The following is a 13,567-nucleotide window of genomic DNA, read 5'->3' as shown; positions in this document are numbered from 1 at the left end:
TATGCTAGTCATAATTTACAACTTGACAAAAACTTTAGGATTTTTACATAGGTTAGGGAACAATGAAATTTTCAGAATATGTTCAATATGATGGCTTAGGTTTAGCTCAACTGGTACACCAAAAACAAATTCAGGCACATGAATTACTCGAACTGGCCATTGCTCGTAGTGAGGCCGTTAACCCCAAACTCAACGCAATTACTATCCCCACTTTTGAACAGGCTAAAGCTAAACTCAATCCAGCACAACAAGGTCTTTTTGCTGGTGTCCCTTTTCTACTGAAAGACTTACACCAAGATTATGCAGGTATTGCGAGCAGTTATGGTTCTAATAGCTTAAAACGTAAACCTTATATTGCACAGCACACGGCTGAGATTGTAAAACGTTGGGAAAATACCGGTGTCAGTATTTTAGGACTTAGCAATAGCCCTGAATTTGGTATTAAGGGTATTACTGAACCCAAAGCTTGGGGAAGTTGTCATAACCCTTGGAATCTTAAATATAATACGGGTGGCTCCTCGGGTGGATCTGCTGCCGCTGTTGCAGCTGGAATTGTACCACTAGCTGGTGCCAGTGATGGTGGTGGCTCCATTCGAATCCCTGCGTCTTATTGCGGATTATTTGGATTAAAACCAAGTCGAGGTCGTACCCCATGGGGACCTCATTTCAGTGAAGCCATGCATGGTGCTGCAATGCAGCATGTATTAACGAAGTCAGTACGTGATAGTGCAGCCATGCTAGATGCAAGTCATGGTTCAGGCCCCTTTTCAACCTTTAACATTATGGCTCCAGAACAGACTTATCTCAGTCAAATTACACAAACACCCAAACGTTTAAAAGTTGCATTTAGCACTCAATCCCCAATTGGTACTCAAGTCTCAGCCGATGCCGTAGCCGCGGTAGAACATACAGCTCAACTCTTAACATCTTTAGGTCATCAAGTTATTGAAGAACAACCAAGAATTAATGGCCTTGCTCTTGCTAAAGACTTTCTACGTACTTGGTTTAGCCAATGTGCACACACCGTACAACAAATAAAACATCAATATGGTGCGCGTGATCAAGATTTTGAAGTAGACACTCGCGTTATTGCTGCTATGGGGGCCAAAGTTAGTGCCCTAGACTATATCGAGGCTTTAGAAAACTGGGGACGTTATAGCACAGAAATGAATCTTTTCTTTCAACGCTATGATCTCTACCTACTCCCTGCGACAGCGTCAGTTGCACCTCAGAATGGTGAAGTATGCACCCCAGCATGGCAAGTCCCACTGATGAGAAGCCTGTTAAAAATAGACCAAGCACATCAACTTGCACATAGTCGTTTATTTGAGTTTATTGTAAAAAATAATCTTAAATGGGTTCCATTTACACAACTGGCCAACGTAACAGGCCTTCCAGCCATGTCTGTACCCCTCTATTGGAATAAGCAAAATTTACCTTTAGGTTCTCAGTTTATTGCTCCTTTTGGTGCTGAAGGCCTACTATTACAGTTGGCAGCACAACTAGAGCAAACTCAACCTTGGGCGCCACAATATCAAAAAATCAAGTTATGAACATATTCATACTGCATATATGAAAAAGCCACCTACGTTTGGAGTACTTCGTAGGTGGCTCAAATGTGTTCTTTGAACGTTTCTAATTATTTATTTGTTATAGGTATAGTCAAACACAGAACATATTACATTGACGGCTTTACAATCTTTTTTTTACTGTTCAGCCAACCAATTCATAAATTTTTGACGTTCAGCTTTGGTCATTGTCTTCCATAATTGGATCATCTGTTGGTCTTTACCATTTGTAGCGATCACTTGAGTCGATGCAGCTGTAACAGGTGTTGTATTTGCATAGACTGGTGCAGGCTGAGCGGCTGCTGGCTTATTTGATGTGTAGTCGAATGCTCGACTGAATAAACCGCTTTTAAACCACGGCTTCGCTTCATTATTGGCACCAGTTTGCTGCACAACCAACTGATTTTTTGCATCGTAAAGTGCAATTGTTGGTTGTTCAGCATATTTAACAGCATCATCATAATTGGTTGGTTGATTCACAATGCCTAGACGATAACTTTGGCCATCAATTAAATGAGGTGTTTGAATCGTAACAACACCCGATTTTGCAATATCATGTTCACCATTTGCATGTTTGAAGAATTGTTGATAGCGAACACTCAAAGTTGTATTACCAGCATCTACTTTATAACTGTTCTTTTCCGCACGAAATAATCCTGTATTCACTTCTTGATCATTAATCGCAATTAAAGAAATATCTTCTGGACTGGTGATGGTGACTGCCGCAAATACAGAACTACTCATCATACATGTAAGTGCAATCATGCTTAATTTATTTAATGCCATCGGTACCACCACTCTCACTCATTGTCAAAAAACTGTAAAACTCAATGCACTATGCAATTTGAACGTGACAGTTATATGACAAAATGAAGAAAAACCCAGATACCTAAATAACAAAAGAACGCCGTAGCGTTCTCTTATTTAACATTATCAATTTATATGAGATCAGTGTATAAAAAACATCTTATTTAAATGTTTTAAAACGTGTTTCATCATCTATATATGTTTTTTCACCAGCAGCAGCTTCAATAGAACCGAAAACCAATTGTGCGCGAAGTTTCCAAGAAGCTGGTACAGCAAAAGTTGCTGCAACTTCTTCATCCACAATTGGATTGTAATGCTGTAATGACGCACCAATACCATGATCAGAAAGCGCTGTCCACACTGCAAATTGTGCAATAGCTGTAGAGTGTTCTGACCAAACTGGGAAATTGTCTGCATATGCTGCAAATTGTTCTTGTAAACCTTTTACAACATCTTGGTCTTCATAAAATAGTACTGTGCCATGACCTGCGATAAAACTATTCATTTTGGCTTTTGTAGCTTCAAATGCCTGTTCAGGAACAAGTTTTTCTAAAGTATTTAAAACAATTGTCCAAAACTGTGTATGTGAATCACCGAATAAAATCACAGCACGTGAAGACTGTGAATTAAATGCTGATGGGCTATGTTTTACTGCATCTTTAATCAATGTTTCAATAAAAGCATTATCTTGCGTTACATTTTTACCAATTGCATAAATTGTACGGCGTTGAGAAATTTTATCTAAGAATGACATGAGACAGCCCCTTTTCTAAAGTTGTTAATTCGTATTAAGGTCGATGTCGCTATATTAATGATGATTTATAACATAATCATGTAAATGTACATAACATAGTGTTCTAATCACAGAACAATAATAGCCAAAGCATCACACAACATCGTGCGACACTTTAGCTATGTTATACAAGTTGTTATTTTTATTTATCAGTTTCAAACAAAGCAGCAACAAAACTTTTTGCTGAGAATGGGCGCAGGTCATCTATCTGCTCACCTACACCAATAAAACGAATAGGCACATGTGTTTTACTTGCAATGTTAAATAACACTCCACCTTTCGCGGTACCATCAAGTTTAGTAATCGTCAAACCAGTAAGTCCAACAGCCTCGTCAAACAACTCAACCTGATTCACTGCATTTTGCCCAGTACCAGCATCAACCACCAACATGATTTCATGTGGAGCCGTCGCATCAATCTTTTGCATTACACGTTTAACTTTTTTAAGCTCCTCCATTAAATTGCTTTTATTGTGTAAACGACCTGCTGTATCTGCGATGAGTACATCAATTCCCTTCGCACGTGCACTTTCAAATGCATCAAAAATGACAGATGCACTATCAGCACCATGCCCTTGAGAAACGACATTAATATTATTACGTTCCCCCCAAATTTGTAATTGTTCAGTTGCTGCAGCTCGGAAAGTATCACCAGCAGCAAGCATCACTTTCTTCCCTTCACCCTGTAAACGTTTAGCTAACTTACCAATTGTTGTTGTTTTACCAACACCATTTACACCAACAACTAAAATAACGTATGGGTTTTTATTTGGATCGATATGTAATGGTTTTACTCTTGGTGCCAAAAGGCTCACCAATTCTTCTTGCAGCGCTTTATACAAAGCATGTGAATATATCAAGTCACCACGTGCCGTACGTTCAGTCAAATTCGCAATAATTGTTTTTGTAGCTTCAACACCAATATCAGCGACTAAAAGTTGTTCTTCAACTTCTTCAAGTAATTCATCATCAATCTCTTTACCACCAATAAGAATGTTCACCATTCCATCAGCAAGATTTTTACGTGTTTTACTCAAACCCGCCTTCATGCGACTAAAAAAACCGCCTTTTGATACTTGCTCTGTCTCTTCGACTTCAGTGGCCGTTTGAACTGAATGATTTTCAACAATGGGAACATCTACAGCAGGTAAACTAGCCAAAGTGACATCATCGTCCCCAATATCTGCATCAATCAAAAATTTATTTTCGTGTTGTTGCATTCCCGATTCCTTGAAAAACATCGTGTTAAAAGGCTGAGTCTAACATAATTTCAGCCTTTTTTTGAGCGTAGTACATGGGCAATTTAAACAATAAACTACAGTAATCACTTTAAAATTTATATTAGCTGCCCTGCTGTATGTAACCTGAGTGATTTTCATCAAGCTCTAATGCTGGTTGTTGCCGTACTCTTGCAGCTTCATACTGCTGTGTACGCAACAATTTCAAATATGTCACACGATCGATTTGCCCCTGTAAAAGCAAATTACGTGCTACATGTTGGGTATGTGGAAATTCTGCCTGTGTCGCCAAAATGACAACATACTGATATTGCGTTTGATTAAGAGGCTGTATACCCGCACTTTTCGCTTGCCATAATATGATTAAAAATAACAGTGCAATGGTGATATATGAAATTCGATCAAAATTCAGCTGTTGTTTAATTTTTTCTAGGTTTTCTTTAACAATAAACATTCATTACCTCTAGCTACGGCTAGTGTAATCATGCTTCAGTAAAAAATATAGTTATTGTAGCCTAATTGAATAAATATAAAGCACAACTTTACATTTGATCCTGCCTTCAGGCTATTATCCTAACTGCATTAGGATATACATGCACTATGCAAAGAAGATAATAGCCCTATGTATTTAAAATACTAATTTTTAAATACCATTTGTAAAACAGTAAAATAAAGCATACACGCTATTAAAATTAAAACAAAAACGACCGTAACAATACTCATTGCATTTTCATGTATTTCTGGGTGCAACTCATCGTCACCTAGACGATTTAGTTCTCCATCATAAATACGGTAAAAATCTTTTTTTTGCATTGAGTCCAAATGCTGTGTATAATCCCAAACTCTATTTCGCTGTGCGATGCAGAAATTACCCAAATGAACCTCCTGATGATATAAAGCATCGTGAAGTTGTTTTCGGTGATATTGCGCTAAAGCAATAATTTGTGTTTCTTTTAAGGGTAGATCAAAACTAAAACCGTCAATATTGTTGGTCATGTTGCTCTCCTTATTTGTCGTGCTGACAATGATTTTTAGCTGTTATTTTCGAATAAAGTTTAATCGTATAAACATAAAATGTCTAATTTGCATCTGTGACCATATTGACAATACTGTAGCTTTGTAATATTAGTTTAATATAATTTTGCTACATTCAATCAGCGGCGAAAAAAATGAGTTAATACTCAATAGCAATCATAATTACAATAAGGAGTTATATATGATTCAGAAGATTTCACACCGTGACTTAGAAGGTATTTACGAAGTCGCAGTTAACACTATCCAATCTGAAATGAATTTTTCGGATGCAGTTCAACAACTTGAAAATGTCGCTCGTGCAGGACATAGCCGATCTGCAATGTTTTTAGCGGAACTTTATTACCAAGGTTTTCGTGTAGAGCGTGACTCTCTCAAGGCACAATATTGGCAAAAACTCGCCACCATGCAAGCATAAAATAGCGTCACTTAGGTGGCGCTTTTTTTTGCCACCCTACTTAATTTAATATTTAATTACTATAAAACATCGCGTCATAACTATATTGTCATTACGATCAAGTAGAATGGATTTACTTTCTATAAGGCGGTTATGATTATGAAAAACTATTTAAAATTACAACCCGTTTCCAAGCAATTTATTTTACGCTTATCTATTTTACGAAGTATGATGTACTGTGGTGTTTTATGGGGGCTTTATCATGATGGTTGGGCAATAAAAACTGAAACCAATAATGATAAAGTCTTTCCTTTTTGGCTCAATGCAACCCAAGCTTTTCATTATGCAAAAAACAACTGGCCAAATTATCAACCTCGTAAAATCACCCCTCATGATTTCCAAAAATCACTACTTCCCACGTTAAATCGTTTTAAGGTTAAACCCACTTTATATGGTTCTAAAACAGCTATGTTTAGGCTATCACCCTCTCAAATGCAGCATTTCTTTTTTAATCAACAGCACAATCAATTTGCTTAACTTCCGATACTGCGAGTACATCCTTTTGAGATATTTGAACTTAAAGTATCACAAAATTAGTGGCTTATTATTCAGATGAATTGTAGTATTCATATATAGTTCTCTAAATACATTCATAACAAACAAGGTAGCTAAAAAATGACAACAGTGAATCAAGTCCTAAAAAATAAGGGTAGCAACGAAGTAGCAACTATTAGCCCGTACGAAACTGTTCTAGCTGCAATTTCACTCATGGCCAATAAAGGAATCGGTGCTGTTGTAGTTGTTGAAGAACAACATGTCGTTGGCATACTTTCAGAACGTGACTACACACGTAAAATTGCCCTCCTTGAGCGCCGCTCGGAAGACACAACTGTTGCTGAAATTATGACTGCTAGAGTAATTACAGTCCCAGGAAGTCATACGGTAGAACAATGTCTTGAACTAATGACAGATAAACATTTAAGACATCTTCCTGTGGTGGAAAATGAGCAATTAAAAGGTTTAATTTCAATTGGTGACTTAGTTAAAGCTATTATGGAAGATCAGAAAGTTCTCATCCAACAGTTACAACAATATATATCAGGCTAAGCCCTCCCAAAAGAAGAAACCTATTCATAAAAAAGCACCTCATTAAATTAGACAAATTAAACGTCTAATTTTTGAGGTGCATTCCAAATTAATATTTATTAACGGGCGAGATAAGTAATCATCTCTTCCAAACCTTTTAACGTCATTGGATACATATGCTGTTCAAAAATTTGCTGAATAGAAGTAATCGTTTGGGTGTACTGCCAATAATTTATCTGTTCTGGATTAAGCCAAGCCGTTTTATCAAAGTGTTGGCGTAAGCGTCTTAACCACACCTCACCAGACTCATCATTCATATACTCAACAGAACCACCAACAGACATTAATTCATAAGGTGCCATACTCGCATCACCAACAACGATAACACGATAATCTCTAGCATAAGTATTGAATAAGTCCCAAGTACTCATCCGAGTTGCTGAACGACGGTAGTTATCTTTCCAAACATAATCATACAAACAATTATGAAAGTAGAAATATTCTAAAGTCTTAAACTCACTTTTTGCCGCGCTAAATAATTTCTCGCACTGCGCAATATGTGCATCCATTGAACCACCAACATCGAATAACATTAGCACTTTGACTCTGTTTCGACGCTCTGGAACCAATTGAACGTTTAATATACCTTGCTTTGCAGTTTCCGAAATTGTACCTTGAATATCAAGCTCTTCTGCAGCCCCCTGTCGAGCAAATTTACGCAAACGACGCAAAACCATTTGCATATGACGTGTACCTAAGATTTGCTCGTCATCAAGATTCTGATATTGGCGCTGCTCCCAAACTTTCACTGCAGAGCGCTTACGCCCTGGCCCACCAATACGCACCCCTTCAGGATGATCACCATAGGCACCAAAAGGAGAAGTCCCTCCAGTACCAATCATCCGATTACCACCTTGATGTTTTTTATGTTGTTCACGTAAACGTTCTTCCAACATTTTCATCAGTTCTTCTAGTGAACCCGCTTTAGTTAAGGCTTCTCTTTGTTCTTTACTTAAGTGCTTTTCCAACAACTCCAAATCCAGCCATTCTTTTGGAATTTTCTGAATTTGTTGTAATACATCTTCTAGATCAACCTGCTGAATCCCATCAAAATAGGCTTTCATCGCACGATCAAACTTATCAAAGTAACGCTCATCTTTGATCATAATAATTTTGACCAAATGATAAAACTCATCCAAATCTGCAAAAACAACAGATTGATCTAAAGCATTATTTAAATCAATCAATTCTCTAGTACTGACTGGAATGCCATACTTTCTAAGTAAATAAAACAAACGTACAAACATGAGCGCTCAACAATCAACGACGTGACATGAAGGCTAAACGTTCAAGTAGCTGAACATCTTGTTCATTTTTAATCAACGCACCATACAAAGGTGGTATCGCCTTTGATTTATCTTGCTGTGATAAAATATCTTCAGGCATATCATCAGCCATTAATAGGCTTAACCAATCAATGAGTTCTGAGGTTGAAGGTGGCTTTTTCAAACCTGGTACTTTACGTAATTTAAAAAATATCTCTAATGCTTCATTGACTAAGCGCACAGAAATTTTAGGAAAATGCACGGCGATAATATCACGCATTGTTTCTTCATTAGGGAAATCAATATAATGGAAGAAACAACGACGCAAAAATGCATCAGGTAATTCTTTTTCATTATTTGAAGTAATAATGACAATAGGACGTTGAACTGCGGTAATCGTCTCACCTGTTTCATAAACAAAGAAAGACATCTTATCAAGTTCATGTAACAGATCATTTGGGAATTCAATATCTGCTTTATCTATTTCATCAATAAGTAATACACAGCGCTCTTCACTATGAAAAGCTTCCCATAACTTACCTGGTTTTATATAGTTTTTAATATCATAAACACGATCATCGCCCAATTGACTATCCCGTAAGCGAGATACAGCATCGTACTCATACAAACCTTGCTGTGCTTTGGTCGTTGATTTGATATGCCACGTAATCAACTTCATCCCTAAGCTATCTGCTACTTGCTCTGCCAATAAGGTTTTACCTGTACCAGGTTCCCCTTTTACCAAAAGCGGTTTTTGCAAAGCACGTGCAGCTTTTACTGCGAGCTTTAAACTATCAGTTGCAATATACTGATCTGTGCCAATAAATTGTTGATGATCAACAGACATAATCTTTAAACCTTTTTAATTCTTTAAAGTGGTGATCCTTCCGGACGATCAGCCACTGTGGCTTTTTTCTTTAACATTCTATATTTATTCGCCCAATGGCTTAGGATTAAACCCAAGCCAATGACAAATAAAATTAATGATAAATTAGACCAAATTAACACTGAGTCTTTGGTCAAAATACCAAATAACAACCCAAAAGTAGCTGGAGCAATTTCAGAGTTTGGACCTTCCGAGATTGTAGGCGTAGCAATAAGTGCAAACACAACAATCCATAAAATGCAGCCTAAAGTGGCTGGCAATCTACGCATAATTGATGTCCAACACCACATGATAATAATCGCCCCCACAACATATACTGTAATTGCAAGACTATCTTCTGGTAAGGCATCAAAAAGATCTAAGAAATTGTTCCAAAATACTGTTAGTTGCTCAGGCACCACGTAATCCCTCTGGTTCTACCGCATTCGGATTAATTAATCCTTCTGGTGGCATTTGTAAGAAAAATCCTTTGGTTTCCAATGAATCAATCACATGTAACACATTTACACGTGCTAATTTACGTGATTGGCTCAATTCCAATTTCATCACAAAAGTTGCTCGACCAAAGGCTTGGCGAACTGTTTCAGGAACCACCTCAAGTGGATCTTGGTTTTCAACTTCAGTAGATTGGTGGGTACGAGCAACGTAGAGGTACATTTCATCTTTCTTGCTCGATTTATAAATATCACAAAACATGTATACATACAGCTTAAATTCAACTTAAGCGACAGCATACATTAAAAGTGACGATGATACATTAACGATTTTAGTCGGAATAGTCGCAATTTTTCCAAGCGTAACGTAACAATAGAATTTAAAGATTAACTTTCATCTGAGTCGTTAAATAATCTATATCTTTTTTAAGTAACTCAATCAATGGCTGTGTCATCCGTTCATAGCGCCACCCCAACAAGTAAGCTGGTAAGTCTTGTATATCGCCATGAAAAACAACATGTTGGTAAAGCTGATTTAACCACTTTTTACGCATAAGCACTTCTTTCGGTACTTGGAGTTGTGTAGCAACCTGCTCAATTAACTCATCAACAACCTGCGTAATGCCTTTTGATGAATGCTTAATAGGACGAGACATGCGCAACGGCCACTGCGATTGATCTGGTAAAAATTTCAGTAAATCCAAAATAATTTTGCCATGCTCTCTGACTACTGAAGCACGAATATCTCTACACTTAGATAATTCCAATGTATTTTTAGGATTTTTCTCAACCAAATCATTCAAAGTCGAATTTTTCAGCACAAAACTTTTAGGTTGATTTAGCGCCTTCACCATTTCTTCTCGCCATACACACAATTGCTGTAATTGCATTAACTGTTTGCTCGAATGACGATAATTACCTACTTCAGTGAACAATTTACTTTTTTCAGTCTCTTGAGCAATTTCTTGGCAAAGATGCTGACAGTCTTCGAGCACAAACTCGTATAGACCTTTTTGCTGCAATTGTTGTTGAGTCATATTGGCCAATTGAACGATATAACATACATCATTAGCTGCATACTGCATTTGCTGAGGACTTAATGGTCTTGCTAACCAATCCGAGCGAGTCTGATCTTTATCAATATCAATATCGAGCTGTTGCTTTAATGCATTTTGATAGCTCAATTGTAAGCCATGCCCCAAAAATGACATTGCCACCTGTGTATCAAAAACATTCTGCAAACATTTTTTCTGCGAATAGTAATAAATCAAATCAATATCTTCACTACACGCATGAAATATATTTTGTTTGGCTTGAAAGATTCTATCCCAAAAAACACTCAGGTCGAGTGTAGTCCCATCGAGTAAAAAAACTTGCTGATCGATATTGATTTGAAAAACACCTAATTTTGGCCAAAACGTATCGACTTTAATAAATTCAGTGTCCAAACCATAAATTGAGTGCTGACTCATAAGATGTAATACATTTTCAAGTTCAGCTTGTTGTTGAATAAATTGAAACATGGGAGTTTGGGTCAAATTAATACATTGGAATTAAAAGACATTTTACATTAATTTCAAGCTGTTCGCATAAAACCCAATTTAAATGTCTGAAAAGTATCAGGTCTACATTGAGACCTATTTCTATGAAATTCAATCAAGATGTTGTTATAAAATCCATATGCTTCTAGATAGATTCCAATTCATCATCAAATGAATACGATATTAAAATCATAGTGTCACAAAATAAGCGATTCAAATAAAAGGATTTATAGAATAATTGTAAAGAGATTCATCATATTAGTAGAAATAAGCAGCGATCGTACTTATTTCATACTTAATCTATTATGCACAGCTTGGCTCAAGGTATGACTATCCACATATTCAAGTTCTCCCCCTTGAGGTACACCTTGTGCTATACGTGTCATCTGTAGTGCTAAATGTTTTGTCACTTCGAGCAAATAATGTGCTGTAGCCTGACCTTCAACTGTCGCATTTGTAGCCAAAATAACTTCCTTAATGTGTTGATCAGTTAAACGTTGCACTAAATAAGGAATGCCAATTTCTTCTGGACCAATACCATCTAAAGGAGATAAATGCCCTCCAAGAACATGGTACTTGCCACGGAAACTACCACTTTGTTCAATTGCCAAAACATCTGCTGGAGATTCTACTACGCAAAGTAATTCCGCATCTCGTTCAGTTGACAGACAAATATCGCAAACTTCATCTTCAGTCAAAGAATTGCAAATCTGACATTGATGGATATAACTGGTTGCTTCACTTAAGGCTACTGACAAGGCATTTGCACCCTCACGGTTTTTCATGATCAAATGCAAAGCCATACGTTGAGCCGATTTCGGCCCAACGCTAGGAAGTATTCTTAAAGCCTGTACCAGTTGATCAAAACGATCACTAAACACGCTATTTTTCCTTAGAACAAACCAGAAAGACCTGGTGGTAAGCCCATACCAGAGTTAGCAGCTTTCATTCTCTCTTCACTCACTGCCTCAGCTTGACGTGATGCATCATTCATTGCAGCAGCAATTAAATCTTCAATCATATCTGCATCATCTTGTAAAAGCTCTGGATTAATCTCAATGCGTTTTACAACATGGCGACAAGTCATGGTCACCTTCACCAAACCACCACCTGCTTCTGCCTGTACTTCAGTTTGAGCAAGTTCTTCTTTTGCCTTTTTGACATTTGCTTCCATGTCTTTTTGCATGCGCTGTGCTTGCTGCATCAACATATTAATATTCATAAACTTCTCCAAATAAGCTGCCGTTAAAGCAAATCTAAACCACGAGCAAGGTCGCAAATAATATCATCAATATCTTCTAAACCTACCGAAATTCGTATTAAACCTTCGCTAATACCTACTTTTTCTTTCGCTTCAGCTGATAATTTACCATGTGTAGTCGTTGCAGGATGGGTAATCGTGGTTTTGGCATCACCCAAATTACCTGTAATAGAAATGAATTGAGTATGATCAATAACAGTCCAAGCTTGCTCTTTCCCCCCAATCACTTCAAAAGAAACAATACCACTAAAGCCCTGTTGTTGCTTTAATGCCATTTCATGACTTGGATGATTAGATAAACCAGGATAATAAACCTGCTTAACTTTTTTATGCTGTTGCAACCATTCAGCCAATTTTTGTGCATTAGCACTATGTTCACGCATACGTATTTTTAGTGTTTCCAACCCTTTTAATAATACCCAAGCATTAAAAGGACTGAGTGAAGGACCAGATGTCCGAACATAGACATGCAGCTCATCCATTAACTGTTGATTTCCCAAGACCACGCCACCCAATGTACGTCCTTGTCCATCAATAAATTTAGTCGCCGAATACACAACTAAATCAGCACCTAAGGTCAGTGGCTTTTGTAAGATTGGGGTACAAATTGTATTGTCTACTGCCAATAATGCGTTATGACGGTGTGCCAAATCAGATAATGCACGAATATCTGCAACATCACCCAAAGGATTTGAAGGAGATTCAACAAAAAATAATTTAGTCTCTTGGCGTACAGCCACCTCCCAAGCACTTACATCTGTTAAATCTACGAACTCAACATCTATACCAAACTTACTTACATATTTTTCAAATAAGGCAACTGTTGAACCAAAGACAGAACGTGAACATAGAACATGATCTCCTGCTTTTAGGAAAGTCATGACAATAGACATTATCGCTGCCATCCCAGAACTGGTCGCCACGGCGCGATCTGCACCTTCAAGCGCAGCAATACGCTTTTCGAAAGTTGCTACAGTTGGGTTGGTAAATCTTGAATAAATATTTCCGTCTTCTTGTCCGGAAAATTTCGCTGCCGCTTCTGCTGCACTGCCATACACAAATGAAGAAGTAAGGAAAATAGGCTCTGCATGTTCTCCTTCAAAACTACGTGTATGCCCACTACGTAAGGCTAGTGTTTCAAGTTGATATTGTTTATCGTCGAATTGACTCATTTAAGTTTACCGTCCAAGACACTTTATT

At 37.4% G+C, this 13,567-nt stretch carries 17 protein-coding genes; 4 read left to right on the top strand and 13 right to left on the bottom strand.

Annotated elements, in window-relative coordinates; genetic code table 11:
• The first annotated feature begins 62 nt into the window (after nt 1-62).
• The gene (locus tag RFH42_RS12855) at nt 63-1,553 is read left to right on the top strand and encodes an amidase (RefSeq protein WP_308976083.1); all 1,491 of its coding nucleotides are present in this window, start codon (nt 63-65) and stop codon (nt 1,551-1,553) included.
• A gap of 153 nt (nt 1,554-1,706) precedes the next feature.
• On the opposite strand, the gene RFH42_RS12850 is transcribed toward RFH42_RS12855, so the two are convergent.
• From RFH42_RS12850 to RFH42_RS12830, 5 genes are all read right to left on the bottom strand, one after another.
• The gene (locus tag RFH42_RS12850; RefSeq protein ID WP_308976081.1) at nt 1,707-2,354 is read right to left on the bottom strand and encodes a DUF2057 family protein; all 648 of its coding nucleotides are present in this window, start codon (nt 2,352-2,354) and stop codon (nt 1,707-1,709) included.
• Nucleotides 2,355-2,535: 181 nt separating this feature from the next.
• On the bottom strand, nt 2,536-3,129 hold the full coding sequence (locus RFH42_RS12845) for a nitroreductase family protein (RefSeq protein WP_308976080.1): 594 nt from the start codon (nt 3,127-3,129) through the stop codon (nt 2,536-2,538).
• A 181-nt stretch (nt 3,130-3,310) separates the two neighbouring features.
• The gene (gene ftsY, locus RFH42_RS12840) at nt 3,311-4,387 is read right to left on the bottom strand and encodes a signal recognition particle-docking protein FtsY (RefSeq protein ID WP_308976078.1); all 1,077 of its coding nucleotides are present in this window, start codon (nt 4,385-4,387) and stop codon (nt 3,311-3,313) included.
• A 121-nt stretch (nt 4,388-4,508) separates the two neighbouring features.
• Nucleotides 4,509-4,859: a hypothetical protein gene (locus RFH42_RS12835; RefSeq protein ID WP_308976077.1), complete on the bottom strand. Its 351-nt coding sequence runs from the start codon at nt 4,857-4,859 to the stop codon at nt 4,509-4,511.
• A 182-nt stretch (nt 4,860-5,041) separates the two neighbouring features.
• Nucleotides 5,042-5,401, bottom strand: coding sequence for a hypothetical protein (locus RFH42_RS12830; protein WP_308976076.1), 360 nt, complete (start codon nt 5,399-5,401; stop codon nt 5,042-5,044).
• A 220-nt stretch (nt 5,402-5,621) separates the two neighbouring features.
• Here RFH42_RS12830 and RFH42_RS12825 point away from each other — a divergent pair, with 220 nt between their 5' ends.
• From RFH42_RS12825 to RFH42_RS12815, 3 genes are all read left to right on the top strand, one after another.
• Nucleotides 5,622-5,855, top strand: a complete 234-nt coding sequence (locus tag RFH42_RS12825; protein WP_308976074.1) for a hypothetical protein — start codon at nt 5,622-5,624, stop codon at nt 5,853-5,855.
• A gap of 138 nt (nt 5,856-5,993) precedes the next feature.
• Nucleotides 5,994-6,371, top strand: coding sequence for a DUF2750 domain-containing protein (locus tag RFH42_RS12820; RefSeq protein ID WP_308976073.1), 378 nt, complete (start codon nt 5,994-5,996; stop codon nt 6,369-6,371).
• A 138-nt stretch (nt 6,372-6,509) separates the two neighbouring features.
• Nucleotides 6,510-6,941 carry a CBS domain-containing protein gene (locus RFH42_RS12815; RefSeq protein ID WP_308976072.1) on the top strand — a complete coding sequence of 144 codons (432 nt, stop codon included), beginning with the start codon at nt 6,510-6,512 and terminating at the stop codon, nt 6,939-6,941.
• Between the two features lie 98 nt (nt 6,942-7,039).
• Here the strand turns inward: RFH42_RS12815 and RFH42_RS12810 are convergent, their stop codons facing one another.
• The 8 genes from RFH42_RS12810 to RFH42_RS12775 form a co-directional block, all read right to left on the bottom strand.
• On the bottom strand, nt 7,040-8,227 hold the full coding sequence (locus RFH42_RS12810) for a vWA domain-containing protein (RefSeq protein ID WP_308976070.1): 1,188 nt from the start codon (nt 8,225-8,227) through the stop codon (nt 7,040-7,042).
• A gap of 13 nt (nt 8,228-8,240) precedes the next feature.
• On the bottom strand, nt 8,241-9,092 hold the full coding sequence (locus RFH42_RS12805; RefSeq protein WP_308976068.1) for an AAA family ATPase: 852 nt from the start codon (nt 9,090-9,092) through the stop codon (nt 8,241-8,243).
• A gap of 23 nt (nt 9,093-9,115) precedes the next feature.
• Nucleotides 9,116-9,529: a hypothetical protein gene (locus RFH42_RS12800; RefSeq protein ID WP_308976067.1), complete on the bottom strand. Its 414-nt coding sequence runs from the start codon at nt 9,527-9,529 to the stop codon at nt 9,116-9,118.
• Nucleotides 9,522-9,827 (bottom strand): YcgL domain-containing protein, encoded by a 306-nt coding sequence (locus RFH42_RS12795; protein WP_308976066.1) that lies wholly within the window; start codon nt 9,825-9,827, stop codon nt 9,522-9,524. Before RFH42_RS12795 ends, RFH42_RS12800 begins: the two co-directional genes overlap by 8 nt.
• A gap of 118 nt (nt 9,828-9,945) precedes the next feature.
• On the bottom strand, nt 9,946-11,088 hold the full coding sequence (locus RFH42_RS12790) for a ribonuclease D (protein WP_308976065.1): 1,143 nt from the start codon (nt 11,086-11,088) through the stop codon (nt 9,946-9,948).
• A 302-nt stretch (nt 11,089-11,390) separates the two neighbouring features.
• Nucleotides 11,391-11,987, bottom strand: a complete 597-nt coding sequence (recR, locus tag RFH42_RS12785) for a recombination mediator RecR (protein WP_308976063.1) — start codon at nt 11,985-11,987, stop codon at nt 11,391-11,393.
• Nucleotides 11,988-11,998: 11 nt separating this feature from the next.
• Entirely contained in the window at nt 11,999-12,328 is a 330-nt protein-coding gene (locus RFH42_RS12780) for a YbaB/EbfC family nucleoid-associated protein (protein WP_308976062.1), read from the bottom strand.
• Between the two features lie 23 nt (nt 12,329-12,351).
• On the bottom strand, nt 12,352-13,539 hold the full coding sequence (locus tag RFH42_RS12775) for an O-succinylhomoserine sulfhydrylase (RefSeq protein WP_308976061.1): 1,188 nt from the start codon (nt 13,537-13,539) through the stop codon (nt 12,352-12,354).
• Nucleotides 13,540-13,567 lie beyond the last annotated feature (28 nt).

The sequence above is a fragment of the Acinetobacter rudis genome (assembly GCF_031157835.1).
GTDB lineage: Bacteria > Pseudomonadota > Gammaproteobacteria > Pseudomonadales > Moraxellaceae > Acinetobacter > Acinetobacter rudis_A.
This window is presented reverse-complemented; position numbering and strand designations above follow the sequence as displayed.

Excerpts from the sequence above, each read along its gene's own strand:
- RFH42_RS12850 (WP_308976081.1), bottom strand. The coding sequence starts at position 2,354 with ATGGCATTAAATAAATTAAGCATGATTGCACTTACATGTATGATGAGT.
- RFH42_RS12790 (WP_308976065.1), bottom strand. The coding sequence starts at position 11,088 with ATGTTTCAATTTATTCAACAACAAGCTGAACTTGAAAATGTATTACAT.
- RFH42_RS12820 (WP_308976073.1), top strand. The coding sequence starts at position 5,994 with ATGAAAAACTATTTAAAATTACAACCCGTTTCCAAGCAATTTATTTTA.
- RFH42_RS12805 (WP_308976068.1), bottom strand. The coding sequence starts at position 9,092 with ATGTCTGTTGATCATCAACAATTTATTGGCACAGATCAGTATATTGCA.
- RFH42_RS12845 (WP_308976080.1), bottom strand. The coding sequence starts at position 3,129 with ATGTCATTCTTAGATAAAATTTCTCAACGCCGTACAATTTATGCAATT.
- ftsY (WP_308976078.1), bottom strand. The coding sequence starts at position 4,387 with ATGCAACAACACGAAAATAAATTTTTGATTGATGCAGATATTGGGGAC.
- RFH42_RS12775 (WP_308976061.1), bottom strand. The coding sequence starts at position 13,539 with ATGAGTCAATTCGACGATAAACAATATCAACTTGAAACACTAGCCTTA.
- RFH42_RS12830 (WP_308976076.1), bottom strand. The coding sequence starts at position 5,401 with ATGACCAACAATATTGACGGTTTTAGTTTTGATCTACCCTTAAAAGAA.
- RFH42_RS12855 (WP_308976083.1), top strand. The coding sequence starts at position 63 with ATGAAATTTTCAGAATATGTTCAATATGATGGCTTAGGTTTAGCTCAA.
- RFH42_RS12780 (WP_308976062.1), bottom strand. The coding sequence starts at position 12,328 with ATGAATATTAATATGTTGATGCAGCAAGCACAGCGCATGCAAAAAGAC.
- RFH42_RS12825 (WP_308976074.1), top strand. The coding sequence starts at position 5,622 with ATGATTCAGAAGATTTCACACCGTGACTTAGAAGGTATTTACGAAGTC.
- RFH42_RS12815 (WP_308976072.1), top strand. The coding sequence starts at position 6,510 with ATGACAACAGTGAATCAAGTCCTAAAAAATAAGGGTAGCAACGAAGTA.
- RFH42_RS12835 (WP_308976077.1), bottom strand. The coding sequence starts at position 4,859 with ATGTTTATTGTTAAAGAAAACCTAGAAAAAATTAAACAACAGCTGAAT.
- RFH42_RS12810 (WP_308976070.1), bottom strand. The coding sequence starts at position 8,227 with ATGTTTGTACGTTTGTTTTATTTACTTAGAAAGTATGGCATTCCAGTC.
- RFH42_RS12795 (WP_308976066.1), bottom strand. The coding sequence starts at position 9,827 with ATGTTTTGTGATATTTATAAATCGAGCAAGAAAGATGAAATGTACCTC.